The following is a 24,935-nucleotide window of genomic DNA, read 5'->3' on the forward strand; positions in this document are numbered from 1 at the left end:
CTGTATTCATTTCCGCATTGCACGGAATATAAAGCTTACGATGAAAATCAAAACAATCGCGCCTATTAAAGCCGGAACAATCGCATATCCGCCTATAACAGGTCCGAATTTACCAAGTAACGCTGTACCAAGCCAAGAACCGACAATACCTGCAATAATATTACCGATTACACCGCCAGGTACATCCTTCCCAGTAATTAAACTTGCAAACCATCCTAATATACCACCAACGATTAAAGACCAAATCATATCATTACCTCCTTTATTTTTGAACGATAAAAATTATAATCAGAAACAATTGCTTACCATTAGTTATGTTTCATTTTTCGTAAGTTATTCGTCTTATGAAAATCATTCAAATCTGCTCAACCTTTTAAAGACAATCTGGCTTCAATATTGTTCTCATAAATTCGTCTTTAAACGCTTGATAATTGAATTCAACGGCAATTCTTTGTATAGGACGATCATCAAACCTCGTCGGCTCAGCTATTTTTCTAAAATCTGCAACACTTTGACCTCTCGTTACATCATTTTTCGTACTTATCCAAACTGCTGATTTTTTATATTCAAAAATATCATCATTTATAAATGAAATGAACGGAAGTAAATCGTGAATCGGACTCCCTGCAATACCTGGATATTCTTTTTTGTAAAAGTTCTCGTAATAAAAATCGATCATTGGCTTTATAAGTTTCGCTTGCCCTGTTCCTTCTTTATCAATAATATCGACCATTTCAGGGGTAATAAGAGCACACTGCGTTACATTTAATGGATATATAGTAGCATTCTGCGCATATTTCATAACGATATTCGCGGCAATTGGATCGCCGTAAAAATTAGCTTCTGATACAGGTGTAACGTTTCCCGGAAATAGAAAAGCACCGCCCATTATATAATAAGAACATACTCGATTCATTAAATTTGGGTACAATAAAAATAATGTTGCAAGTGTTGTTAATCGTCCCGTCGCCACTATAATAATATCTTCTGGACAAGGCTCAATTAATTTAATCAATTCACAAAAATTTTCTCTGTCACAAATTCTCATTTTCGGTGGGATAATTGGACCTAAACCGTGATCCCCATGAATTTCAGGGAAAAACAAAGGTTCTTCAGCTGTCATTGGTCTACTGGCACCTTCGATAATCTTTACTTTTGTAGCATAGTATCTTTCTAAAAAATAAACATTTTCCGTAACAATTTCTCTTGATACATTTCCATACTCTGCAACGATACCTATAATATCTAATTTGCATGTTTTATTCGCATAAATTAACGTTACTGCATCATCAATACCAAAATCTCCGAAAAAGATTATTTTTTTATTAACATTCCTCACCCCTCTCCAGCATAATCTACTATCATTATTATGCGAAAAAGACAAGGTGGTGAAACGGAGATAATTAAAAAAGCCGCCTATTTATTGGCGACTTCAATCTTCTTATAAGATAAATATGCTAGTACATTTTTGCTTGAATCATATTTCGGATTATTCCCTTTTCTCGGTTCTCTCATATGTGTTTTTTCAAACCCAGAAATGTCCGGCATTTTCTCTAAAAATTCAAGCATCTCTTCCTCAGTTCCCTCAATACGTACACGAATCATTATTACTATTCCTCAATTCTCATTTTCTCTGTACTAAGTATATCGTACATCAGAAAGACTGCAAGAAATTTATCTTTTTAATGTTGAACTTTTTTTACAGACGAACAGTGCCATTTCAGTATAAAACGATTCTATTTTATTGTTTTCAAATTGAATTTTGAAAAATTCTTGCATTTCATTTGATGTTTTCATCATACACTCTGTTAACTTTACACGTTTTTGCATAGGAACATCCATCATATCGCACCACCAATCAAAATCGAACTTCTTTTCAAAAGTATGACATGACTGCATTTGTAAACCATGTTTTTCTAATAAAGTAATCCATTCTGTTTTTTTCAAAGCTCGTTCATGGCTTGGATCTCTCTTCTTTTCGATAAAGTTATAAAATGTATCAAACTCATTATTTTCTGGTGAAACGTTATCAATTAATATAAATAACCCATTATCTTCTAACGTTCGATTTACTTCAAAAATAAATTGCAAAGGATCAACAAAGTGATGTGCTGCAATTCGGCATGTAATTGTATCAAAGGATTCATCAGCGAATGGTAACCTTTCTGCATGTCCTGCTACAAATGATACATTTTCATGTCCGTTCCCTTCTATAAAACCTTTTGCTTTTTCTAACATTTTTTCTGTTAAATCAAGAGCGACTACCTCTTTGAACATTGGGGCTAACAAATTAGCAACATGTCCGCCACCAGTAGCAATATCAAGAAGACGAGTATTATGACGAGTTTCAACTTGCTTAACTACATATTGTAAATCCAGTCCTTTTGCATGAATTTTACTTTTCACATACTTCTCTGCATTACTACCAAATTGTTGTTTCACAAGTTCTTCTTTACTCACTTTTATCATCTTCTTTCTATAAAGTATTATATTTAATTTATAAGTTCTCTTTATATAATTTCAAATCCTCTTTTAGTCTCGTCTCTTGTATTAGAGACCTTCTATCAAAAAAATTTAACTCTTTTATTTTTAAGCACAAAACAAAAAAGGTTATGGGGAATTATCCCACAACCCCACAAAGTATCTCTTATATTTGAGGATCTTTTTACACGTCTAATCCCCCTGTAACTTCACAATAACTTCTACTTCGCTATTAGTAGCCTCTCTTGCATGCAATCCATATTGGTCCATGCCAATAGGACTATCATAAAGAATATCTATGTTGAAATGCTTCAACTTAGTAAGCTCTGACCTAATAAATTTATCCCTACTAGCGATTTCCTTATCAAGCAAGCCATATTCTTTCCCATTTTCAAATAGCGCTATCATCTTTCCTGCAAGTGGATGTATACGAACTATAAAGTGATATTCTTTTTCATTTATATTCGCTACAATCGTATTAGAATCAGGTACATCACATCTAGAATTCGGCATATTCATATCGGTCAGCTCCTTTATTGATTTCATTAATATCGTAACAGATTAATATTTAGATATTATTAATATAATGTAAAAAATGTAAAAGCTGACTTCCCTTTAGAAATCAGCTTTTACACATTGTTTATCTTTAAACTTTTTACAAATTTTATAATGTTTCTTTCTCTTCACCATTTCCGGAAACTAAATCTCCTAAAACATCCACCGTAACTTCAACTACAAATTCACAAATCCCTGCTACAACTTCTCCAATTACTTCCTCCATCTTTCTACCCCCTTGTTTTATGGAACCTATTTGTAGTATAGAAGATACTGGTTAATTTTAACTATCGGCAAAGGTGACAAAAACATTACAGATTTGTAAGCTATTTCAATGTTTTTTTGAATTTATACTTCTCCCCTTTGAAACTTTAAGTATTATTAACAACCAGATAGGTCATCATAATATAAAGTATTTAAGAATCCTAATTTAAAGGAGGCGTGTAAAATATACTACGTAAAACTAATTAAAGGTCAATCTTTCTATGCTTTTGATCATCGTTTCTTAATATCCGAAGAAAAAGAGGTTTCAGAGAAAATTTTTAATTACTTACGCCGGAATGAATTCTTCGAAGTACGTAAAGAGGAATACTCTGCCTAATGTACAAACAGCATCGAGAAACAACTCACAGTATTGTGACTCTTTCTTGATGCTTTTATATTATCGCCCCATATTCAACTTTATTCTCAATTCTATTAACATCTTCTAGTATATGTCCAAGCTAATTTATCGTTACTTTCATATTTTAGTATATAAGGAGGTGACGAATATGACTCATATCATTGATTACCAAGCTACTCAACCAATAAATAAAACGGGTGAAACAACTTTTGTAATTCCCCATTCCCCAAACAAAGCAATTCTAGCAAATATTAAATTGAAAATTCCAAGAAAAGATTCACGTAATAATCGAGTAGAATTAATTGCTACAGTTGGGGTTAAAGGTATAACTGACATAGCACAAATATTATTTAGAATTTTCCGTGACAATACAGAAATCTTCAACGCTCAAGTAGGGATTGAATCTACAGATTCTGAGCAATTTTACGTGCAAACATTTCAAGCTATAGATCAAAATGTTAGCTGCGGGACTCACGAGTATTCATTAACTGTAGAAAACCTTACTAGTGGTGCAAGTGCAGACATTATTGGTCCTCTGTCTTTTAGCGGTTTAGCTATTGGACAAGATCATAATTGTTGCTAAGTAAATTTATTGTTTAATGTTGTATTTAAGAAAAGTGAGACGTAGTATATACGTTCTTGCTTTTTTTATTTTCCCTATACATACCTTCCCTTTAAATTTGGATTTACTTGTAAATTTTTTCGTCTATTCAATTACCTATTGCATCACTTAATCCATCATTTTTCCACAAATCAAAAAGATTGAAATCCACTAATGAAACACGTAATATAGACTCTGACTCTAAAAAAAGCGTGTTAAAAAATAATGAATAAATTAGGAGGTTTTATATACGAGTTGTTAATTTTAAAAGACTGAGAGGTTTAAATTATGTGGCGTAATAAAAATGTTTGGATCGTATTAATTGGGGAGTTTATTGCTGGTCTTGGATTATGGCTTGGTATTCTTGGTAACCTTGAATTTATGCAAAAATACGTCCCTTCTGATTTTATGAAATCCGTTATATTATTTATCGGACTGTTAGCTGGCGTTCTAGTTGGTCCAATGGCTGGGCGTGTCATTGATCAATATGAAAAAAAGAAAGTTCTTCTTTACGCTGGATTTGGTCGTGTTATTAGTGTTATTTTCATGTTTTTCGCTATTCAATATGAAAGTATCGCTTTCATGATTGCATTTATGATTGCACTTCAAATTTCCGCGGCATTTTATTTCCCTGCATTACAATCTGTAATTCCACTCATCGTTAATGAACATGAGCTATTACAAATGAACGGTGTACATATGAATATCGGTACAATCGCTCGTATTGCAGGTACTTCACTAGGTGGCATTCTTTTAGTTGTAATGAGTTTACAGTATATGTATGCCTTCTCAATGGCAGCATACGCTTTATTATTCCTCTCAACTTTCTTCCTACAATTTGAAGATAAAAAATCCGCTACATCAAGTAAACAATCAGCTAAAGATAATAGTTTTATGAAAGTATTTCGTATTTTAAAAGGAATTCCTATTGCTTTTACAGCACTTATATTAAGTATTATCCCTCTATTATTTATAGCTGGATTCAATTTAATGGTTATTAACATTAGCGAAATGCAACATGACCCAACGATTAAAGGATTCATATATACAATTGAAGGTGTAGCATTTATGTTAGGTGCCTTCGTTATTAAACGTTTATCTGATCATTTCAAACCTGAAAAGTTACTATACTTCTTCGCAATTTGTACCGCTTTTGCACACCTTTCGTTGTTCTTTAGCGATATTAAATGGATGGCACTTGCCTCATTTGGTTTGTTTGGATTTAGTGTAGGCTGCTTCTTCCCTATTATGTCGACAATTTTCCAAACGAAAGTCGAAAAAAGCTATCACGGACGTCTCTTCTCATTCCGTAATATGTTTGAAAGAGTTATGTTCCAAATTGTCTTACTCGGCACAGGCTTCTTCTTAGATACGATTGGATTACAGTATATGGTTCTAATTTTCGGAGTCATTTCATTGGTGATTATTTCCATTTCTCTTTCTAAGCAGAAACAATTTAAAAAACAAACGTCACAATCTGCGAATATATAAAACTAATACTTCTTAAGAATGGATCCCGTATTTTACTGGGTCCATTCTTTTTGAATTTCAAGGATTAAAATCTATTTTCTTTATGTAGTTTAAATATTTAAAGGAGTATCCCCTACTACTTTCGAATAAAATAAATTATAGTTTTTCAAAAAGGAGCTGTGGAAATGTCTTATAGCATCCAATTATTAATTATCCTTCTTTTTTCATTGGTCATGTTTGGCGTCCTTAATTTTTTAGCCATTTCCTTATCTCAAAATAACTTTAAAAGAAGGATTGTTGCAGGTTTCCTATTTTTATTGTTAACTCCCATTATCTTTTTGACTACTACAGCACTCACATCTATATTCGATAAAGGTGGTTTGGGAGTAGCTAACCTAGTCTTCGTTATTTTAAATTTATATATTGTAAATGGAATTGTCATTCTTCTTTCCGCTTCATTTATCCTCAAAAAACATAACATAAGATAGAGTACTAGGCATGAATCTAGCATTACACTAGATTCATGCCTTTTTATTTTAAAAATCTCACCTTTACCTTTCCCCAAATTTTTATGTGAAATTTAAAAATTCTTTATGAAAATTTAAACTTTATTTTTTACAATATTCCTATCGTATTCGCACGTTTATAAAAACGAATAAGAAAGGAGTACACAATGAAAAAGTTTCTATTTATTTTCCCTATATTAATCGTTCTACTTAGTGGATGTAGCAATAATGATATATACGGTTATTGGGAAGTCGTTGACAACAAAAATGGTCTTTGCCCTACATCTTATAAATTTGAAACAGTTGTAAAAGAAGAAAAGAAAGAAAAAATTGTTCAATATTTAGTGGAGATGCAAACATCAAAGAAAAAAGAAGATTTATACAAAGGTTCATTTGTAAAGGATTCTAATGTATATCACATTGATTATGGTAACTCATTTACATCGGATCAAACTTTAAAAGTTGTCGATGGCAAATTAAATGTATACTTTTATGCAGTGGAAAAATTATGTACATATAAAAAGAAATGATTAGACTTCATATAAAACGCAGAAAATATTTTCTGCGTTATTTTGTGTTCCTCCTTATTATCCTCCCTCTAAATTTGTCAATCGTTTTAATTTTCATAAAAAAATGATAAAATGTAAACATGTGTTTTCAGAATAATTAAAAATACAGAAAGAAAACACTGTTTTTAGGAGGGGTTTTGATGACTTACACTTTAGCAACTAGAATGAAAGCATTCCAATCTTCTATATTTAGTGAATTAGGGGCCTATAAAAAAGAGAAAATTGCAGCAGGTCATAAAATGATCGATTTAAGTATCGGGAATCCTGATATGCCTCCTGCTGATTTTGTGAGAGAAGAAATGGTACATACAGCAAGTGCAAAAGAAAGTTACGGATATACATTATCTGGTATTCAAGAATTTCACGAAGCTGTAACTGAATATTACAACAACACTCATAACGTTATATTAAATGCTGAAAAAGAAGTTTTATTATTAATGGGTTCACAAGACGGACTCGTTCATTTACCTATGGTTTTTGCAAATCCGGGAGATATAATACTAGTTCCTGATCCAGGATATACAGCTTATGAAACAGGAATTCAAATGGCCGGTGCAACATCTTACTACATGCCATTAAAAAAAGAAAATGATTTCTTACCTAACTTAGAAGTTATCCCTGAAGAAATCGCCAATAAAGCAAAGATGATGATTTTGAACTTCCCAGGAAATCCAGTTCCAGCAATGGCACATGAAGATTTCTTTAAAGATGTAATCGCATTCGCGAAAAAACATAATATTATCGTTGTCCATGATTTTGCTTACGCTGAATTTTATTTTGATGGTCAAAAGCCAATTAGCTTCTTATCTGTACCTGGTGCAAAAGAAGTTGGCGTTGAAATTAATTCTTTATCTAAAAGTTATAGTTTAGCTGGTAGCCGTATTGGTTATATGATTGGTAACGAAGAAATTGTCGGCGCGCTTACGCAATTTAAGTCTAATACAGATTACGGTGTGTTTTTACCAATTCAAAAAGCTGCATCCGCTGCATTACGACACGGCGCTGCATTTTGCGAAAAAAACCGTGGAATTTACCAAGAACGTAGAGATACTTTAGTGGACGGATTCCGCAAATTCGGTTGGAATGTCGATAAACCAGCTGGAAGTATGTTCGTTTGGGCTGAAATTCCGAAAGGATGGACTTCGCTAGAGTTCGCTTATGCACTTATGGATCGTGCAAATGTCGTTGTCACACCAGGCCATGCATTTGGTCCTCATGGCGAAGGTTTTGTTCGTATTGCACTTGTTCAAGATAAAGTAGTATTACAAGAAGTAGTTGAAAACATTAAAAACAGCGGTATTTTCTCTATTGAAAAAATAGAAGAGTTAGTTAAGAATTAATAATAACCCCCCTGCTTAACTTTAGCAGGGGTATTATTATTCCTGGAGGTACGATATGAATATTAAAGATACTCTTCCCCATCGCTATCCATTTTTAATGATTGATAAAATTACAAACGTTAAAGAATCTCAATCAGCTACAGGATACAAACTGATTACAAATAACGCGTGGTTTATTAATAAAAATCAAAACTATATGCCTCATATGCTAATTGTAGAAGCACTCGCTCAACTTAGTGCTTTTGTAAGTACAGGTGAATCTGAAGGACTTGGTTTCCTCTCCTCTTTAGATGGGGTGGAATTTCATGAAAATGCGTATCCCGGTGATAAACTTGACTTACATTATGAATTAACACGTAACAGACGAGGTTTTGTTCTTGGGAAAGGAATTGCCTCTGTAAACGGTCAATCAATCGTTACCATTGAAAAGCTATTAATATATCAAGCTGATTAAACAGATTACATAGTAAGGGGTAGGGAAATGCGGAATGTTGTTGGTATTGATGCTGGGGGAACATTAACAAAAATTGCTTACTTTAACGAAATGAACAAATTAGTTTTTGAAAAATTTTATTCATATGAACAAGAAAGAATTAAAGAATGGCTTCATAATAATAATTCAATTACACAATTATGCATTACAGGTGGTAAAGCTAAACAGTTAGAAGAACTACTTTCAGGTTCATATAAAATAGTAGAGTTAAACGAGTTTGAAGCAACTTTAGTAGGAGTACGCTACATACTAAAAGAAGAAAAACGTGCTATAAACAGCTTTGTATTAACAAATATCGGTACAGGTACTTCCATTCACTATGTTCACGACAAGCAATATGTTCGCGCTGGTGGAACTGGAGTTGGCGGTGGTACTATTATGGGTCTTTCAAAACTATTAACAAATATAGATCATTTTGAAGACGTGATTCCGCTTACGAAAATTGGTTCAAGAAACAGTCTAGATATTACAGTTGGAGATATTTATGGCGGGATTCTCTCCCCTCTTGATAATAACTTAACTGCTAGCAATTTCGGAAAAGCGACCATTACAGACTCAAATTATAGTAGTTCAGATATACTAGCTACCGTTCAAGGACTTGTCGGTGAAGTCGTCACAGCATTAAGTCTTCAATTCGCCGAAGCAAAAAATATTGACCATATCATTTACATCGGTTCTACTCTATGTAATAACGTACATCTTCAAAATATTATTAGTAGCTATACAGAATATCAAAACAAAATACCAGTCTTTTTACAAGACGGTGGTTATAGTGGTGCAATTGGTGCTTTACTTCATAGTTCGAAATAAAAAAGCTGACTTTTGTCAGCTTTTTTGCAATGGTACTTCAAATTCAATAATTGATTCTCCATTCTCACCAATTCGTTCCACACTAATTCTATCAATTACACAATTTAACTTCTCATGAAAACTAGGAATATCCTTCGCTATTTCAGCCGCTAACTTCGCGCTATCTTTTCTCCCAACTGTTACATGTGGTATGTATGGAATATCCGTTCTAAAAAATTGTAGTAAAGGACCTGTATACAATCTATCGTGCAATTCTTCTATTTTTTCTTTCCCTCTTTCAACTTCCAAAAATAGATACTCTCCCTTGCTACTTATCCGGTTAGCAAACTCAATTTCAATCGGATGAACCCCTTTCGCCACTTTCAAAATATGTAATTCCAGCTCATCATTTGAAATGGAACTTTCAAACGGGAATACAATTGTTATATGAGGAGAAATTAATTCAAATAAAGGATCATGCTTTTCTCTCACACTCTCTATTTCATCAATGGGCATGTTATGTAAAAACAGTAAAATTGTACGCACTTTTATATCCTCTACTTCCCCTCAATTTTTTTATATTTATCATATTGTATGGTAGCGTGAACCTCAACAAATTATTTTGCTTGCATATAAAAATAAAAAACTTCTCATTTGAGAAGTTTTCATATAGCATGGTTATTATTTTCTCGCAAAACTTTCCTGAATTTTATATAACAAGCAATTCTCCACGGAATAATATATGATACTGCAACGACGTAAAATAATAAACCAATTGTTTGTTGATCTAAATCAACAATATATTGTCTTGAACCATATCTTAAAATAACAATTCCGATAAAGGTAATTAAAAAGGCTGCACTTTTTTTCGTATAAATGTTTCCGTCTTCTCTTCGCTCATAATTTGTAAGAAATATAAGTGGTGCGGCGAAAAGAGCCCCAATGAATACCGCTATAGTCACTTGTAATATAGCTGGGTGTACTGGACCAAAAAACAATATAATACCTGGTGTTAAAAATAGTAATGGCCACAAAATACGTTTTCCCTTTCCCTTTATCGGCTTATACATAGAACGATATCGTCGCCAAAAAATCAGCAGTGCTACGCATAAAAAGACGGTTATTAGTGAAGAAGTATCTCCCATACAGTCTTCCTTCTCTCTTCAAGTAATTGTGCTTAAATCGTATCCTCAAAAGAAACTTTACGAATAAATAGAGCGCCAATTATAAAGTATATTAAAATAAGCACTATCGAAATTGATATAAAATTAGGTATATCAATTAACGATTTACTATCAATAAATACCAATTCTTTCAAACCTACCTTACCATAAATTGTACTCGTCAACCCCAAGAAAAAAATCACACTAAAAGCAAAGCCTATCCAATTAAATCTTTTCTGAAAAATAGTTGTTAATTGAAATAGGCTAGCTAATAAAAGATAGAACACGAACTGTGCAAAGAATTGTTCGATTGTATCTGCTCCTAAATTTATATGTTTCGTTTCATAAAATGTACCTTGTAAAAGCAAAACCTGAAGAAATGAAAAAATTACTGATTGTAATATGATAAAACATACTGAACCAATAAAGAATTGTAATCTAGTAACGCCAAATGAGACAACTGTACGAAATATGTCATCTTGAACAAGAAAAACACTTGCCACAATAAATATTGCAATTGCAATAGATGAATTATTGAAGATATCATGTAAAAATGCTACCTTTAGTCCCTTTATATCAGTTGCAGTTGTTGTCCATTTTATAAGTAATGCCACACACCAAAAGATAAGAACAGCCTTATAATGAAATTTCATATGTAACTTTAATTGTTTTAAAAGCATTTTCATTTCACCTCATTATCTGTTAGATAAATAAATAGTTTTTGCAGTGTTACTCTGTCTATTTCTAACCCTTCAGTTTCTAACAGCTCATAATCTCTAGCAGAAAGATCTTCCCATATCACAGAAATCTCTTTATTCCCATACAACTCTTGCTTTACAACATTTTTCCCCATTAAAAAATTTGTCACTTTATCTTTATGTCCTGATATTATGTGTCCTTTTTCTAAAAAATCTTCCACAGAGGATTGAACAGCTAATGATCCTTCTTTTAATATGATTACATTTTCTATAACATGGGACACTTCCTCAACTAAATGTGTTGATAAGATGATTGTTCGTGGATATTCACTATAATCTTCCAATAGTAATTCGTAAAACAACTCTCGATGTGCTGCATCTAAACCGGTAGTCGGCTCATCAAAAATAGTAATTGGTGCTCTACTAGCTAAACCTTTAATAATACCAACAATTGTTTGCATACCATGGGATAAATCATAATATTTTTCTTTTGCATTCAATTGAAATTTTTTAATAAGTTCCTCAGCATATTCTTGATCCCAATTTTCATAAAACATGTTACACAAATAAAAAACATCTTTTACCTTACTACTTAAATTAATGTTTTCTTTCACCTTTACGAAACAAATATTTTGCATCGCTTTACTATTTTCAAAAACATTTTCACCAAATACAGATACGCTTCCACTACTTGAAATAATCTGACCTGCGAGTATGTTTAATAAAGTTGTTTTCCCCGCTCCGTTTCTTCCAAGCAAACCATATATTTTATGCTCTTCCAATGAAATAGTTACTTCGTTAACAGCTAATTTCTTTTTATATTTTTTAGACAAGTTTTTCGTTTCAAGTGCAATCATCCCTCTTTCCCCTCCTTCGTAATTTTGTGTATCATGTCCATCAATTCGTCTTTTGATATTTCTAGTACTTTTGCTTCTTCCCACACTTTAGGTAAATACTCAGTCATAAAAACATGCTGTCTTTTTTTTAGTACGACTTCTTTTGCTCCCTTTGTAACAAACATCCCGATCCCTCTCTTTTTATATAAAATCCCCTCATCTACTAGTAGATTTACTCCTTTTGCAGCTGTAGCCGGATTAATTTGTAACATCTTCGCAAATTGATTTGTCGACGGAACTTGTTCTTCTTCAAGTAATATGTCTTTTAAAATATCAGATTCAATTGTTTCTGCAATTTGTATGTATATTAACTTATTTTGTTCTAGAGTAGGTTTCACGATTTCACCACCTTAGGTTCATAGGTTCATTACTTATGTAACCAACCATAGCACAACGTTATATTTTTTTCCATAATTTTCATCAAAAAAAGAATCATTCGATACTGAATGACTCCCTTTAAAAAATGTCCGTATTTTCAATCGTTAAATAACCACATCTTCCTCCATATCACTTAGATTCCCGCACAGGATGTTCATTAAAAAATTGCTTTCGAAAATCTTTATTATTAACTAGCTTTTCTATTTTTTCTTGATTACCGTAAAAGAAATTCATTACGATTCCCTTATTCCATATAAGATCATCCTTTGGCAAATCATTAAATTCTTTATACAGTATGGGTAAAAGTTCTTCTCTTTTTAATGTAAAACTTTGATTTTTAATCTGAAACTCATACCCTTTCGCATTCGGTACTAAAACTGCAAGATAAATAGCATTAAAGAGTAAATTCTTCTTCATCGTATCCTTCCCATCAAACCAATACGTCTCAATCATTTCTTCTGTAAGATTTCCATTCTCTTTTGCACCATATTCCACTTTAATATTTTCATTTTCTAAATTTAAACTTTGAACTGTTTCACCACCAGGTAAGTTTGTAACAATCGCAATAACGTCGGAATTATTTCCAACGTATGTCCCCGTATATTTTTTAAAAGCCCCAGGTTCAATATGTGATATTTCTTTTATTTGCTCCCCATTAGAACAAGCAGTAACAACTAATAAAATCGTTAGCATAATACCTGCTATTCTATTCATATAGTTCATTAGACACCACCAAGTTCTGTTTATTATCCAATCTATACAATGTATCCTTTAAAAAGCCCTTTTAAATATACGCATTTTAATCAAAATTAAAAATTTTCAATTTTTATGTTTACAATTATCCATTAATTGTATATAATTACTAACGTAAGAAAAATATTCTAAAAGGAGGTCGAAGGAAATGATGAAATTACAATTACATGCTTTAACTTTATCGTTAACTGCATCTGAGTTTTTCGGACAATTAAATATGAATTCGACCACCCTAATGGAGAATTAAAAATCGTACTTTATTTCTTTTAATTCATAAATTCGCCACAGGAGGTCGTATACTTTCCTGTGGCTTTTTCACGCCCAGCCATAGGAAAACGATATCTTCCTGTGGCTTTTTTGTGCGATTTTTTAGTCTCATACATTATTTTTTAAAGAAAGGAGCAACATTCGATGACTATTAGCGTATTGTTTTTAAGTATTACGATTCAAAGAAATACACTTTCCAAAGCTGAAATTCTTCATAATGAGCAAATTACAAAAGCTATGAATGATGTTAAGGAGCGCCAAGTGCTTTATTGCGATCACCTGTAATTCCTTTTCGAAAGGAGGAATTCGTCTATGACTTTTCATATTTTCTTTTTTACGACAGCACTTCAGAAAAAAACGTTATCTGAAGCTGAAATCTTTCGTAAACAACAATTAAAACAAACTATGGATAAAATAACGGACATTAAAAGTTCGTATTATACACAAATGTATTAAAAATATTTTTTAAAGGGGCAATATCCTAATGAAATTTAAGGCTTTCTTTTTAACGATTACCATTCAAAAACGTAAACTTTCAAGAGATGAAATTTGTCGTGAACAACAAATTAAAAACATTATGGATGATGTGAAAGAGCGCCAGTCCTCTTATTACAATCGTCTTTACTAAATACATTGTAAAGGGGCAATATCCTAATGAAATTTAAGGCTTTCTTTTTAACGATTACCATTCAAAAACGCAAACTTTCAAAAGATGAAATTTCTCATGAACAACAAATTAAAAACATTATGGATGATGTGAAAGAGCGCCAGTCCTCTTATTACAATCGTCTTTACTAAATACATTATAAAGGGGGAATATCCTAATGAAATTTAAAGCTTTCTTTTTAACGATTACCATTCAAAAGCGTAAACTTTCAAGAGATGAAATTTCTCGTGAACAACAAATTAAAAATATTATGGATGATGTGAAAGAGCGCCAGTCCTCTTATTACAATCGTCTTTACTAAATACATTATAAAGGGGGAAAAATCCAATGAAATTCAGAGTATTATTTTTAACGATTACCATTCAAAAAAATAAACTGTCTGAGTCTGATATGCTTCATGACCGACAAATTGAGCAGGCTATGTACAACGTAAAAGAACGACAAAGTCATTATTGTAGTCACCTGTAATTCCTATTCGAAAGGAGGAATTCATGTATGAGGTTTCACCTTTTCTTTTTAACCATTACGATTCAAAAAGAAACTATATCTGCAAATGAAGTAAAACAAGAGGAACAGTATAAAAAGATTATAGATGAAATTCGTGATCGTAGAAGCAAGTACTACACTCACCTATAATTGTTTGAACTTATATTAGAAATGAAAGGAGTCGATTATGATGTTAATAACGCGGTGTAAAGAAATGATTTGGATAGTTCAGAGGGATTCCACGTAGTTCATTTAACAAAAATTCACCGCCTGATTTGATGTGTAAAAATATATACTAATAATAATATGTATTTCATACACTAAAAAATAAAAGATACACCCCTTTTTATTAAGCGGTGTATCTTTCTCAACATATTCTATTTCCGTTTACTTCGTTTCGTCTTAAACAATCTCACTAAGTTCGAAACAACTGTTTTTGTTACCGCATAAGCTGGTACTGCTAAAATCATTCCGATAATTCCCGCGAAATTACCTACTCCTAAAATAAGGATGATAATTGTCAACGGATGGATATTTAATTTTGAACTCATAATACGCGGTGAAATGATGTTACTTTCAAACTGTTGTACGATTGTTACTATAATAATTACGTACAGAGCTTGCATCGGAGATACGAACAGACCTATAATGACAGCTGGTGCTGCTCCGATAAATGGACCTAAGTTCGGAATTATATTTGTAAATGCTGCGATAATTCCTAAAACGAAAGCATACGGTAAACCGATGATTAAATAACCAGTAAATGTAAAGGCACCAATAAACATACAAACGAGCGCTTGACCTTGAATATATGCAGATAATGTTTCGTTCGTTTCCTTTATGATACGAAGTCCTTCTTCACGGTAAGACTCTGGTAATACACTAACAGCTTTTCCTGGAAATGCATGTCCATCTTTAAACATATAAAATAAAATGAACGGTACTGTAAAGATAACTAACGCCACGTTCGTGATAATACCAAATAAAGCCGTTGCACTCGACGTAATTGTGTTTGGTATACCCTTTAAGTATTCAATCGCATTTTTCTCAATTGTTTCAATGGAAACGTAGTTTTGTGTAGATAACCATTCAAATAACCTATGATGAGATAGATCTTGTATGTATACTTTTCCCTCTTTTATATAAGTCGGCATATTTTTCACTAAATCCATTAGCTGTTGTGAGATGGTTGGAACAACTACTCCAATAGCAACTCCAGTTAATGTGATGATAAAAAGATACAGTAGTAAAATCGCTAAACCTCTAGGTACTTTTTTATTCTCCAAAAAGACTAACAATGGGTTAAATATGAAGTATAAAAATAACGCGATTAAAATTGGGAAAAATAATGTTGATATGAAGATACCAATCGGTTGAAATAGAAACGATATTTTTGTGCAAATAAATATAATTCCTACAACCATCAGCACTTCTAATGTCCAAAAGTGCACTTTCGATTTCAAAAAAACGTCCTCCTTTAAACTAGCACTTCTCTTCATTGTACCAAATTAAACTTAGATTTCACATAATATTTTCCTTTACAATATTCCAAAATCCCATTAAATACACTACAATGAGATTACAGACAAATTTGCAGGTAAAGGTGATAAATATGACACAATGCATCATTTGCAGAAAAGATACGAAAGAACTTAGTGAACAATATGTCATTCCAGAGATATTATGTGGATATTATTTCATAAATTCAATTTGTGATTCATGTCATGAACATATGACAACAAATATTGATCGTCCTTTAATTAGACATAAATTAAGTCAATATAAGATTGAGCAAATGAAAAAACAAATCGATTCCCCTCTCTATACGAATGAACATGGTGAGGAGCTAGCAGCCGCTGAGACAGATGTAGTCGAAGTAAGTGATGAGATACTTTATTCCAATGCATTAATTATGAAACTATGTAAAAAGCACGATATTTCATTACATAATGAAATTTGGAAAGAAGAGCGCGTAACAAAAGTAGCTAGTTCTATTCAACGTGAATTGCTTTTAGATAACCGTAAATATAAAATGAGTGTATTAAAAATGGCTTATACTTTTGCTGTACAAACAATTGATGGCTACTTTGACGATCCAGATGCGATTGATATTTCTACCATTCTATTAAATGCCGATTTCATGGAATTAAAGGAAAAGAGTATCGTTCGTGACTTAAGCAAAAGCTCTTTATGGAATACATTAAATACAACGAGCGAAAACCATTACTTTATTTTACTTAGTGATAAAGACGGGCTATTCTGCTTCATTCGCCTATTTGATATTTTTGATGTTGTTGTTCATTTATCAGAAAAAAGATACAATCTTCCATCACCAATTGTCGGCGTAAATAATGTAGACAAAAAAGGATTTTTTGTGGAAAGTTTAAAACAGTATATGGATGGGCTATTTAAAGAAACTACACGTTCTATTTAATCCATATAGGAACATACGGTCTCCTTTCTTCATGAAAAGACACTGTGTTATAATGAGTGTGAAAAGAACAATACAATCACATAAAACAATTAAAACCTGTATATAAATAAAAAAGACTAGTGTGCGGCTACACACTAGTCCACGTAACTTAGCAGATTGGATTGTTCATTTATCCTATTTGTTTCGTACAAACACAACAACCCACATTCTATAGGCATAGGTGGGTTGTTATTTTTTGAGCTTGTCAATTAAGACGACAATAAACGTTAACAATGCAATGAGAAACAGTCCACCTTGCAATAACAACGCAATTTCACTCACTTATTATCACCCCCCTCCTACTCGGAGAAGTGATAATTGAACAACCAACCGTACCATAAGTTACCTCTTAATTTTATCATATTTTCTAATAGTTTACGATGAAAACCCGCAAGCTAGTAAGCTGCGAGTTTTTTTATTTTTCATGTAGAAAAAATCTCTTTCTGTTTAAATATAGTCTCCGTTTCTAAAATCATTTGAGGTAAAAAGACATGAATTGTATCCGTTAATACGTTAAGAGCTTCTTTCACATAACCATTTTCAAATTGATCTAATGACTCAGGTAATTCGACTTCATCTAATATGAAATACTCACCATTAGGAAGAACCATAATATCAATGATTAAATCTTCAAATGTTACTAACTCATTTCCTACATGTGTGTTTTTTATGATATTAAAATATGACCCTAAATAATGCCCAGCATCATCTCTCCATATGTATAGGTTATACGGACGATCTTCCCAATAATATGCGGTTGTATAACTACCTTTAGGAATAGTTAATTTTATTTCGTTTGCTGTCATAGTAAAAGGGTACTGTACCTCATGAAATAGTACGATTCTCTTCGGTTGTGCTTCTACTAATAAACAAACGTGATCTACAGTTGTAGAATCATAACGTATTTTTCTTTCTATAATTTCAATCCTTGATGTACGTAAACAATTCATTTTTTAGTTACCCCTTTTATCATATAGTCCGTTTTTAATTATATCCTTTACGCTCCTGATTAAGAAAGTATACCGTATTCCGCATCATAAAAACTCCTTCTATAATGGAAGGAGTTAATGAACTACTACTATTTTATTAACCACAATTCATATATGGTCTTTTATTTTTTTCAATACAAACTCCATATACACCAAACGCACGATGATATTTAGGAGCTTTACTCATGTTTTAACTTTCCCTTAACTACATCATAAAATTTCCATTCATCGTCTACATTTAAGTGAATACGACTTACTGTTTTAGAAAATCCATATAACAACTGCGCTTTAATTGGCTCTTTTAACGTTATTTCAAAAGTTGCAGGTTCCTTTATAAATTCCATAACAGTTGCGTCAAGAACCTCTTTCTCTTCTTCTTTCTTTAAAGGTTCGCCTTTATAAAACGCAATGTTATCAATTTGTGTAAATGATATAACGATTTTCTTTCCTAATCCAATTTGAATAATCATTTTTTCTTCCGCAACGATAATTGGATTTTTACGCATCGCTTGTATTTCAGCTAAAAAATAAAACATCGCATATATGTTTAAGATGAGTAAAACCCAAGCTATTACTGGATTCCATTGATGAAGTAAATAATGAAAACCGATACTTTCAATTAATGTTGCATGAATAATCATGATATAAACACCTATTGCACCGGTCTTTTTATGATATGAGTATGTGGATTCACTTTCTAATACTTTTTCACGCCACGATAAAAAAGCATAATAGAGTAATTTACACTCTGTTAGAATGATATTTACTGTCTTACTTCTCTTCATATTAGCATCAAATGCTGCATCAATCGCATAAGAAAATGAAGAATACTCACTTCTATATTCTTTATATCGTTTTATTATTTTAGGAAGTACTCTTATAATTTTATATATAAGAAACAGTTCAAAACATACGAACACAATTTCTCCAGCAACTATTACATACGAAACAAATGAAAAAGCTTGTAAATAATCACTAGGAATTATAAATCTTGCGAATACATATCCAGCTATAACTACAGGAAACATATACGTTAACGAATATCTTTTCCGTATAATAAAGAAATATGTGATGACTGGAATTACAAACATAAAATCTAATAATGAACCGAGGACTACTTCTTTCGGGGCAGCTGGCACTATTGGAAGGGCATACAATAGATAGTTTGATAACATAATTAAAGATACGAGTCCAATCCAAATGCCTTTTTTCCTTCGTGAAATTGATGGATTCATTACTTCTCTCCTCTATTCAAAAACCTCATTTAAATGGTCTTTATAAAATGAAATAGCACGTTCAAATTCTTTTATCTCATCTACTTTCACAACTGTCTCTAACAGTAATTTCATCGCTTCTTCATGTTCGTTTACGTTATATTTTGCTAATGATAAAAACACTTTCATCACGTCATTTTCCGGGAACTTCTTTATTCCTGCTTCTAATACAGTAATCGCTTTATCATATTCCCCTATACAACGATACGTACTGCCAAGACCGATATACGCACCGCAAAGGGATTCACCATCAAGTCCGTTCGCAATTGCCTGTTCATAATACGGAACCGCCTCCGTTTCAAGACCCATTACATCATGTATCCAGGCGCATTGATACAGTACTTCTGCATCCCTCGTAAAGTTTGTTAATCCTATAAGTATCTCTCTAGACTGCGCATATTTCTTTTCATTTCTAAGTTTAATAGCTTGCTTTAATAAATGTTCCATACAATCCACTCCTCACAAAATGTTCATTATGCATATATCATGTATTACACATTTAAGAGCAGCTAATGGCCTATTTATTCCATTGATTCAATTTAATAATCAGTGAGGGCTAAGTTCCCCCACTAATTTAATATTAACTCCATTACATACTATGCGACTGCATCTCTTTCTAAAAGCTTAAATTTACATCGCAGTGATACGATTACATAAATGCTCTAACATATTGACAATTTCTTTTGCAGTTTCATCTTTCCCATTACATAACTTCACATTACCGTCTTGTCCAATAACGTGATGCACAGCACCGCGAGAATATAAAGAATGCGGTGAGTTTGCTACCATTACACTTGCTTTTGCATCTTCCATTCTTTTACTTGCTCTTTCAATAAGTTCTGCTTCATTTACGTCACTTTCCAATTTAAAGCCAACGAGTATCGTTTCTGGATCCCAACTCTTTATTTGTTTTAATACTTTTGGCGCTTTTTGAAAATGAATAATTGGAGCGATATCACTTGAAATCTTTCCGTTCATATTAAGAACATTTCCATCTTGATCACAAATCTTTTCGACAACCCAATCTGAGCCAGCAGCAGCCATAATAACTGCATCTACTTTTTCATGTGTAATAATACTTTTCATCTTATCTTGTAAATCAATAATCCCCTCAAATGGGTGCAATTCTAATTGGTTATTTACATCCATTGGCTTCTCAGCAAAATAGCCATGCAAATATATAACATTTGCTCCTTTTTTCATTAGCTCTTCTGCAATAATTCTTCCAATCGTACCTTTTGCTAAATTTGTATGCCCACGTACTTGATCCCATTTTTCTAGGCAGCCGCCGCTCGTAATTAATACTTTTTTCCCTTGCATAATAACCATCCCTTACTGATTTTTCGCACGAAACCACTCTGTTCCAAAGTCAACTGCATCACGCTGCCTCATAAAACGGCACGTCGCATTCCCTATCTTCCCACGCGTAACTGTTCCTTTAAGCTCATATTCAACTCCGATTTCTACAAACGTATCAGAATCGTAATCCATTTCAACGAATTCTTTCCATACTCTTACACCTTCTTCTATAATAGGTGCTCCTACCTTTATTAACTCGCGTGCACCTGTACGTACCTCAGATAAATGTATAGACGTATTAGAGTCATAACCAACACCAAGTAATAATATGTATCCATCTAAATCGTATATTTTTCGTAATGGCGATTCTTCACCAAAACTTATGGAAAGTGAATGATTCGCTGTAATTTCTTCTGCGTGTTGCCCCCATGCTGCAAAACTACTGAGTGGATGATTACTGCGCAATACATTCGGATATGTACGAAAACATTCAACTACTTCTCCCATTGCCCTTGTTGGTGTTATACGTGGATCAAATGCTGGGACGTTATCCCGAATAATTTGCCACCATTCTTCTGGTACAGGTGGTCTTGACCAATGTTTTGGATCGGATAAATCCGAAGATTGCGTCGGCATAATTATCGTTCCTTCTTCTGTAACAACTTTCATTAACGCTTCTACTACGGCAACTGCACCGCCTGATATCCAACCGATTGAACTTAATGAAGAATGTACAATAACTGTCATTCCCTTTTCTATCCCTAATGCTTTTAAATCATTTGTAATTGTTTCGATTGTATTTGGAAATTGTGTATTCGCCACTATGTCATTCATTTTCACGATTGTTCCCCCATTTTGCTTTAAACTAATACATACATATATTATCATATTTTTCTTAATTTTTAACTTAATCATTCCAATTACTATATGTCGTTTTTATCATATCGGAAACAGTTAAATTATTGTATATTAATTTAAAATAAATATAGAAAGGTAAACACAATCAAAAACTTTCAATCTAGCAATCTTAATTTATACTAATATGAAATAGCCCATCACAAATGATGAGCTATTTATTTTATTCATTCTCTAAATAACAATTAAACCTTTCTATCCCCGGGTATTTTTCACCCAAACTTTCAATCTTAAAGTTACATTTCTTGTAAAATCCGACTGCCTCTGTATCTGTCTCAGCCTCAATATATGTTAACCCATATTCCCTAATTATTTCTTTAATCATTTGAAGTGCAATTCCTTGATTGCGATATTTTTCATCAACAGCTATGTGACACATTCTCGCTCTATTTGTATGAATTAGCGCTATACCTATGCAACCCTTATTCCCATATTTATATAGCACTGCCTGATCATTTTTATACATTGAAACTGCTTTAAATAAGCTTGCTTCACTCGGACCGGTCGCATGCTTTAATACTTTTTTAATGGGATCTATTTCTAAATACTCAACACGTTGTAACATCCTATCTCCATCCTTTCTCATGAAAAAAGATTAGCTCTTTATTGAAAAAGAGCTAATCTCATTACGCCGTTATTTTTTCTTCTTTTTTCACAACTACAGCTACATAACTATGAAGTATCATTCCGACAATTACAAGACTCATTCCAACCCACGATAAAGAAGACGGAATTGGAGCCGATAACCAGAGCAGCTCTCCTACTAACGCAAATAAAACTTCACCAGACTGTGTCGCCTCGACTGTTGCTAATTTTTGCGGATCATCTTTTACAAGATCTGTCGCAAAGAAGAATAATACCGTTGCGATTAACCCTGAACTAACTGCTACAATAAAACATTGGAAAACTTGACTACTTGACGGTAGTCCGCCTGTTGATACTTCATAACCAGATAGTAAAAACCAAAATGGTAAACTTGCTAATGTCATACCGAGAACTCGTTGGAAGACATCTAATTCGCCCTTACATACTTGCATCATTTTTCTATTTCCAAGTGGATATGCAAACGCAGCAATGAGTACAGGAACCACACATAAAATGGTTTCACGAATCCCTAAAGAAGAAGCGTGTTCTACTTGCATAAGAACAACACCGAATAAAATAATGCCTGACATTACTAATTCTTTCATTGGAAGTTTTTTATGTAATGGGTCTACCGCAAAAAATGGTGTTAACAAAATTCCTGCGACTATCGTAATTTGCCAAGTTGAAGCAACGAGCCACCCCGGTCCAAACGCACCCGCGAAACTAAGTGGTGCATAAAAGAGACCAAACCCTACAATACTCCATAACAACCACTCTTTCGGATTGTTTTTCATATATTGCAAGAGTTGTTTTAAATTCCCTCTATACAGAACAATAAGTAGTAGCATTGGAACCATAAAGTAATACCGTAGTGATGCACTCCAAATCCAACTCCCGCCCCCTAAGTCCATCGACCGGTTTAACACAAAGGTAAAGGCAAAGAAAAACGATGCCAATATCCCTACTGCAATAGCTTTCATTATAAAACCCCTTATATAGTTTCTTTTTCTACTATATAACAAAATGAATATAATTAATATTCAAAAATTTAATCATACATGCGGTCTACTTCTATATAACTTTCGTAATCGACTAATATGAGCTTGATGGTACCGATTATGATCGGCTATATGCCATATTCCCCACCTTATAGTCGCATTTTCTCCCTTTTCATAAAAAACTTCTCGTGTTAAATCATTTTCTGTTAGTTTCATACATTCCTCATAAAACATATGTTGCACAGCTTCATAATCTTGCATTAATTCTTGTAATTTGTACTTTCTTAAACTAGGCAATTCTCCCATTTCATTCAACATTGGTCCATATTTATTTTCAAGTGCAGGCGGAACTCCCTCTCCTTTTAAACGGTACACCCAGTGTAAATCGACTACTGCTAAATGCTGTAGTAGCTGTCCAATGTTATTTTCAGACCCTTTATAGGATAGTTCGTTCTTTTCAATACCTTCGACTAACCTTTGCAATCGTTTAAATGTATCAGTAACCGTTGCACACAAAATTGCCACGTTGGGGTTCATATCTTTTTCTAAATGGAGATCTTTCATGATAATATCCTTCCTTTAAAGAAACAACACCATATTTTCATCATCACTATACACACCATTCACCTTTATAGCTCTTTTTTCAATTCCATACGTTTTAAATCCCATTGATTCATACAATTTTTTTGCTGGTTCGTTTATAGATACAACACCTAATGTCAATTGCTCTAGTTTTATATCTCGCGCTCTTTGAATGGCATTTGTTATTAACTCACGTGCCAATCCGTTCCGCCTGTTTTGTGCATCTACATACATCGCAACGATATGACCTTTATGTTTATACGCCTCTCTCTCTTCTGTTAGTAAAGTGACAACTCCAACTAAATGATTTTCTTCATTAAATGCACCAAATGTACAACTAGTAGTAGCTGTTAAATTACTTTCCACTCGCTTAATAGGATTTTCCTGGCGAATCGCCTCTTCATAAGTTGTTACAAATGCCTCTGGATTTACTTGTAAAGCTTGTAAACGTAAGTCCCAATATTTTTCCGCATCTTCTTTCGTAAGTAATCGAATCATATTCATCCTGCCCCTTTAAGTTAACATAATATTTTTATAAACTACTATTTAAAGCTTGGTGTTCTTCTCTTAACATACTATAGCGATAACGATGAATGAACTTCCCTTTACGTAACCGATCATTTCTCATTATTCCTTCACAAACAAATCCTGCTTTTTCATAACTCTTTCTAGCTTGTAAATTATCTTCGTCTACTCGTAGCCATATTTTTTCTAATTCGAATACAGAAAAGCCAATTTGTAACATACTGTATAGTGCTGCCATTCCATATCCTTTACCCCAATATTCTTTATTTCCAATGGCAATCCCTAGTTCAGCATTTTTATTTGTTTGATCAAAGTTTTTTAGGTCTATCCATCCAATGTGTTTACCTTCCTTTGTAACGATAGCTCGTTGTTCATAACCATTCCCTCGACTTATGCATGCTTCAATCCACCTTCCCGTATCTTCACGAGTGAACGGTGGATATTGATCTGGTACAACTAAATGCTTTGTTACTTCTGTATCTAATGACCATTGATATCGATCTTCTACATCATCTATTGTCAGTTCTCTTAATTGAACGAATGGTACATTCACTTTGCTAT

General features: G+C 32.9%; 39 protein-coding genes. 16 read left to right on the top strand and 23 right to left on the bottom strand.

The annotated features are described in order from the left end of the window. Nucleotides 1–6: 6 nt before the first annotated feature. The 5 genes from NSS97_RS14855 to NSS97_RS14875 form a co-directional block, all read right to left on the bottom strand. Entirely contained in the window at nt 7–249 is a 243-nt protein-coding gene (locus NSS97_RS14855; RefSeq protein WP_002013368.1) for a GlsB/YeaQ/YmgE family stress response membrane protein, read from the bottom strand. Between the two features lie 124 nt (nt 250–373). Continuing rightward, nucleotides 374–1,339: a nucleoside hydrolase gene (locus NSS97_RS14860; RefSeq protein WP_341113105.1), complete on the bottom strand. Its 966-nt coding sequence runs from the start codon at nt 1,337–1,339 to the stop codon at nt 374–376. A 77-nt stretch (nt 1,340–1,416) separates the two neighbouring features. Then, complete coding sequence (locus tag NSS97_RS14865) at nt 1,417–1,605, bottom strand: DUF3970 family protein (RefSeq protein ID WP_002168186.1); 189 nt, start codon at nt 1,603–1,605, stop codon at nt 1,417–1,419. 69 nt (nt 1,606–1,674) lie between these two features. Then, entirely contained in the window at nt 1,675–2,460 is a 786-nt protein-coding gene (locus NSS97_RS14870; RefSeq protein ID WP_044438130.1) for a class I SAM-dependent methyltransferase, read from the bottom strand. Between the two features lie 213 nt (nt 2,461–2,673). Then, nucleotides 2,674–3,000 carry a hypothetical protein gene (locus NSS97_RS14875; RefSeq protein WP_341113108.1) on the bottom strand — a complete coding sequence of 109 codons (327 nt, stop codon included), beginning with the start codon at nt 2,998–3,000 and terminating at the stop codon, nt 2,674–2,676. A 484-nt stretch (nt 3,001–3,484) separates the two neighbouring features. On the opposite strand from NSS97_RS14875, the gene NSS97_RS14880 reads away from it, so the two are divergent. The 8 genes from NSS97_RS14880 to coaW all read left to right on the top strand — a co-directional run bounded on the left by NSS97_RS14880 (nt 3,485) and on the right by coaW (nt 9,447). Continuing rightward, the gene (locus NSS97_RS14880) at nt 3,485–3,637 is read left to right on the top strand and encodes a YqbF domain-containing protein (protein ID WP_078176551.1); all 153 of its coding nucleotides are present in this window, start codon (nt 3,485–3,487) and stop codon (nt 3,635–3,637) included. Between the two features lie 169 nt (nt 3,638–3,806). Then, nucleotides 3,807–4,241 (top strand): exosporium protein ExsC, encoded by a 435-nt coding sequence (exsC, locus tag NSS97_RS14885; RefSeq protein WP_341113111.1) that lies wholly within the window; start codon nt 3,807–3,809, stop codon nt 4,239–4,241. Nucleotides 4,242–4,547: 306 nt separating this feature from the next. Beyond that, nucleotides 4,548–5,750 carry an MFS transporter gene (locus tag NSS97_RS14890; protein WP_341113114.1) on the top strand — a complete coding sequence of 401 codons (1,203 nt, stop codon included), beginning with the start codon at nt 4,548–4,550 and terminating at the stop codon, nt 5,748–5,750. A 164-nt stretch (nt 5,751–5,914) separates the two neighbouring features. After that, on the top strand, nt 5,915–6,217 hold the full coding sequence (locus NSS97_RS14895) for a hypothetical protein (protein WP_044438123.1): 303 nt from the start codon (nt 5,915–5,917) through the stop codon (nt 6,215–6,217). Nucleotides 6,218–6,402: 185 nt separating this feature from the next. Further along, on the top strand, nt 6,403–6,765 hold the full coding sequence (locus NSS97_RS14900) for a hypothetical protein (RefSeq protein ID WP_341113116.1): 363 nt from the start codon (nt 6,403–6,405) through the stop codon (nt 6,763–6,765). A gap of 179 nt (nt 6,766–6,944) precedes the next feature. Continuing rightward, nucleotides 6,945–8,144 (top strand): LL-diaminopimelate aminotransferase, encoded by a 1,200-nt coding sequence (locus NSS97_RS14905; protein WP_044444173.1) that lies wholly within the window; start codon nt 6,945–6,947, stop codon nt 8,142–8,144. Between the two features lie 55 nt (nt 8,145–8,199). After that, the gene (locus NSS97_RS14910) at nt 8,200–8,598 is read left to right on the top strand and encodes a 3-hydroxyacyl-ACP dehydratase FabZ family protein (RefSeq protein WP_341113119.1); all 399 of its coding nucleotides are present in this window, start codon (nt 8,200–8,202) and stop codon (nt 8,596–8,598) included. 27 nt (nt 8,599–8,625) lie between these two features. After that, nucleotides 8,626–9,447, top strand: a complete 822-nt coding sequence (coaW, locus tag NSS97_RS14915; protein WP_107886744.1) for a type II pantothenate kinase — start codon at nt 8,626–8,628, stop codon at nt 9,445–9,447. Nucleotides 9,448–9,462: 15 nt separating this feature from the next. Here coaW and NSS97_RS14920 read toward each other — a convergent pair whose 3' ends face one another. From NSS97_RS14920 to NSS97_RS14945, 6 genes are all read right to left on the bottom strand, one after another. Beyond that, nucleotides 9,463–9,972: a 2'-5' RNA ligase family protein gene (locus NSS97_RS14920; RefSeq protein ID WP_341113121.1), complete on the bottom strand. Its 510-nt coding sequence runs from the start codon at nt 9,970–9,972 to the stop codon at nt 9,463–9,465. 119 nt (nt 9,973–10,091) lie between these two features. Continuing rightward, on the bottom strand, nt 10,092–10,571 hold the full coding sequence (locus NSS97_RS14925) for a CcdC family protein (RefSeq protein ID WP_044444170.1): 480 nt from the start codon (nt 10,569–10,571) through the stop codon (nt 10,092–10,094). A gap of 32 nt (nt 10,572–10,603) precedes the next feature. Next, nucleotides 10,604–11,275, bottom strand: coding sequence for a DUF4052 family protein (locus NSS97_RS14930; RefSeq protein ID WP_341113122.1), 672 nt, complete (start codon nt 11,273–11,275; stop codon nt 10,604–10,606). Continuing rightward, nucleotides 11,272–12,144: an ATP-binding cassette domain-containing protein gene (locus NSS97_RS14935; RefSeq protein WP_107886742.1), complete on the bottom strand. Its 873-nt coding sequence runs from the start codon at nt 12,142–12,144 to the stop codon at nt 11,272–11,274. The genes NSS97_RS14930 and NSS97_RS14935 overlap by 4 nt, the downstream gene beginning before the upstream one ends. Further along, nucleotides 12,141–12,521, bottom strand: coding sequence for a GntR family transcriptional regulator (locus tag NSS97_RS14940; protein ID WP_000805181.1), 381 nt, complete (start codon nt 12,519–12,521; stop codon nt 12,141–12,143). Before NSS97_RS14940 ends, NSS97_RS14935 begins: the two co-directional genes overlap by 4 nt. A gap of 169 nt (nt 12,522–12,690) precedes the next feature. Then, nucleotides 12,691–13,284 carry a DUF4825 domain-containing protein gene (locus NSS97_RS14945; RefSeq protein ID WP_341113123.1) on the bottom strand — a complete coding sequence of 198 codons (594 nt, stop codon included), beginning with the start codon at nt 13,282–13,284 and terminating at the stop codon, nt 12,691–12,693. Between the two features lie 441 nt (nt 13,285–13,725). On the opposite strand from NSS97_RS14945, the gene NSS97_RS14950 reads away from it, so the two are divergent. From NSS97_RS14950 to NSS97_RS14980, 7 genes are read left to right on the top strand one after another with little or no spacing between them, the layout of a single operon-like run. Next, complete coding sequence (locus NSS97_RS14950) at nt 13,726–13,866, top strand: YrzI family small protein (protein WP_000156202.1); 141 nt, start codon at nt 13,726–13,728, stop codon at nt 13,864–13,866. 27 nt (nt 13,867–13,893) lie between these two features. Next, complete coding sequence (locus tag NSS97_RS14955; protein ID WP_000142704.1) at nt 13,894–14,037, top strand: YrzI family small protein; 144 nt, start codon at nt 13,894–13,896, stop codon at nt 14,035–14,037. A 28-nt stretch (nt 14,038–14,065) separates the two neighbouring features. Next, the gene (locus tag NSS97_RS14960; RefSeq protein WP_341113124.1) at nt 14,066–14,209 is read left to right on the top strand and encodes a YrzI family small protein; all 144 of its coding nucleotides are present in this window, start codon (nt 14,066–14,068) and stop codon (nt 14,207–14,209) included. A gap of 26 nt (nt 14,210–14,235) precedes the next feature. Next, nucleotides 14,236–14,379 (top strand): YrzI family small protein, encoded by a 144-nt coding sequence (locus tag NSS97_RS14965; protein ID WP_044444166.1) that lies wholly within the window; start codon nt 14,236–14,238, stop codon nt 14,377–14,379. A 26-nt stretch (nt 14,380–14,405) separates the two neighbouring features. After that, on the top strand, nt 14,406–14,549 hold the full coding sequence (locus NSS97_RS14970; RefSeq protein WP_002120145.1) for a YrzI family small protein: 144 nt from the start codon (nt 14,406–14,408) through the stop codon (nt 14,547–14,549). Nucleotides 14,550–14,575: 26 nt separating this feature from the next. Further along, the gene (locus NSS97_RS14975) at nt 14,576–14,716 is read left to right on the top strand and encodes a YrzI family small protein (RefSeq protein WP_000672237.1); all 141 of its coding nucleotides are present in this window, start codon (nt 14,576–14,578) and stop codon (nt 14,714–14,716) included. Nucleotides 14,717–14,743: 27 nt separating this feature from the next. Beyond that, nucleotides 14,744–14,884, top strand: a complete 141-nt coding sequence (locus NSS97_RS14980) for a YrzI family small protein (RefSeq protein WP_002013395.1) — start codon at nt 14,744–14,746, stop codon at nt 14,882–14,884. Between the two features lie 227 nt (nt 14,885–15,111). Here the strand turns inward: NSS97_RS14980 and NSS97_RS14985 are convergent, their stop codons facing one another. Next, entirely contained in the window at nt 15,112–16,197 is a 1,086-nt protein-coding gene (locus NSS97_RS14985) for an AI-2E family transporter (RefSeq protein WP_044438278.1), read from the bottom strand. A 149-nt stretch (nt 16,198–16,346) separates the two neighbouring features. Here NSS97_RS14985 and NSS97_RS14990 point away from each other — a divergent pair, with 149 nt between their 5' ends. Beyond that, nucleotides 16,347–17,168, top strand: a complete 822-nt coding sequence (locus tag NSS97_RS14990; RefSeq protein ID WP_000189680.1) for an HNH endonuclease — start codon at nt 16,347–16,349, stop codon at nt 17,166–17,168. Nucleotides 17,169–17,396: 228 nt separating this feature from the next. Here NSS97_RS14990 and NSS97_RS14995 read toward each other — a convergent pair whose 3' ends face one another. The 11 genes from NSS97_RS14995 to NSS97_RS15045 all read right to left on the bottom strand — a co-directional run bounded on the left by NSS97_RS14995 (nt 17,397) and on the right by NSS97_RS15045 (nt 24,927). Continuing rightward, complete coding sequence (locus NSS97_RS14995) at nt 17,397–17,489, bottom strand: putative holin-like toxin (protein WP_001289318.1); 93 nt, start codon at nt 17,487–17,489, stop codon at nt 17,397–17,399. 140 nt (nt 17,490–17,629) lie between these two features. Further along, nucleotides 17,630–18,157 carry a DUF402 domain-containing protein gene (locus NSS97_RS15000; RefSeq protein WP_002013419.1) on the bottom strand — a complete coding sequence of 176 codons (528 nt, stop codon included), beginning with the start codon at nt 18,155–18,157 and terminating at the stop codon, nt 17,630–17,632. A gap of 218 nt (nt 18,158–18,375) precedes the next feature. Continuing rightward, nucleotides 18,376–19,431, bottom strand: coding sequence for a hypothetical protein (locus tag NSS97_RS15005; protein WP_107886738.1), 1,056 nt, complete (start codon nt 19,429–19,431; stop codon nt 18,376–18,378). Between the two features lie 12 nt (nt 19,432–19,443). Continuing rightward, nucleotides 19,444–19,917 carry a tetratricopeptide repeat protein gene (locus tag NSS97_RS15010; RefSeq protein WP_002084932.1) on the bottom strand — a complete coding sequence of 158 codons (474 nt, stop codon included), beginning with the start codon at nt 19,915–19,917 and terminating at the stop codon, nt 19,444–19,446. A 183-nt stretch (nt 19,918–20,100) separates the two neighbouring features. Beyond that, on the bottom strand, nt 20,101–20,790 hold the full coding sequence (locus NSS97_RS15015; protein ID WP_107886737.1) for a phosphopantothenoylcysteine decarboxylase domain-containing protein: 690 nt from the start codon (nt 20,788–20,790) through the stop codon (nt 20,101–20,103). A 12-nt stretch (nt 20,791–20,802) separates the two neighbouring features. Then, on the bottom strand, nt 20,803–21,603 hold the full coding sequence (locus NSS97_RS15020; protein ID WP_125930143.1) for an aminoglycoside N(3)-acetyltransferase: 801 nt from the start codon (nt 21,601–21,603) through the stop codon (nt 20,803–20,805). A gap of 244 nt (nt 21,604–21,847) precedes the next feature. Further along, entirely contained in the window at nt 21,848–22,249 is a 402-nt protein-coding gene (locus NSS97_RS15025) for a GNAT family N-acetyltransferase (RefSeq protein ID WP_107886736.1), read from the bottom strand. 61 nt (nt 22,250–22,310) lie between these two features. After that, nucleotides 22,311–23,249: a multidrug resistance efflux transporter family protein gene (locus NSS97_RS15030; RefSeq protein ID WP_107886735.1), complete on the bottom strand. Its 939-nt coding sequence runs from the start codon at nt 23,247–23,249 to the stop codon at nt 22,311–22,313. A gap of 72 nt (nt 23,250–23,321) precedes the next feature. Further along, nucleotides 23,322–23,831: a DinB family protein gene (locus NSS97_RS15035; RefSeq protein ID WP_113769279.1), complete on the bottom strand. Its 510-nt coding sequence runs from the start codon at nt 23,829–23,831 to the stop codon at nt 23,322–23,324. A 15-nt stretch (nt 23,832–23,846) separates the two neighbouring features. Beyond that, entirely contained in the window at nt 23,847–24,347 is a 501-nt protein-coding gene (locus NSS97_RS15040) for a GNAT family N-acetyltransferase (protein WP_044438272.1), read from the bottom strand. A 34-nt stretch (nt 24,348–24,381) separates the two neighbouring features. After that, a complete protein-coding gene (locus NSS97_RS15045) occupies nt 24,382–24,927 on the bottom strand; it encodes a GNAT family N-acetyltransferase (RefSeq protein ID WP_341113132.1) in 546 nt (181 codons plus the stop codon). Between the last annotated feature and the right edge of the window lie 8 nt (nt 24,928–24,935).

The organism is Bacillus sp. FSL R12-0074 (genome assembly GCF_038005725.1).
GTDB lineage: Bacteria > Bacillota > Bacilli > Bacillales > Bacillaceae_G > Bacillus_A > Bacillus_A mycoides.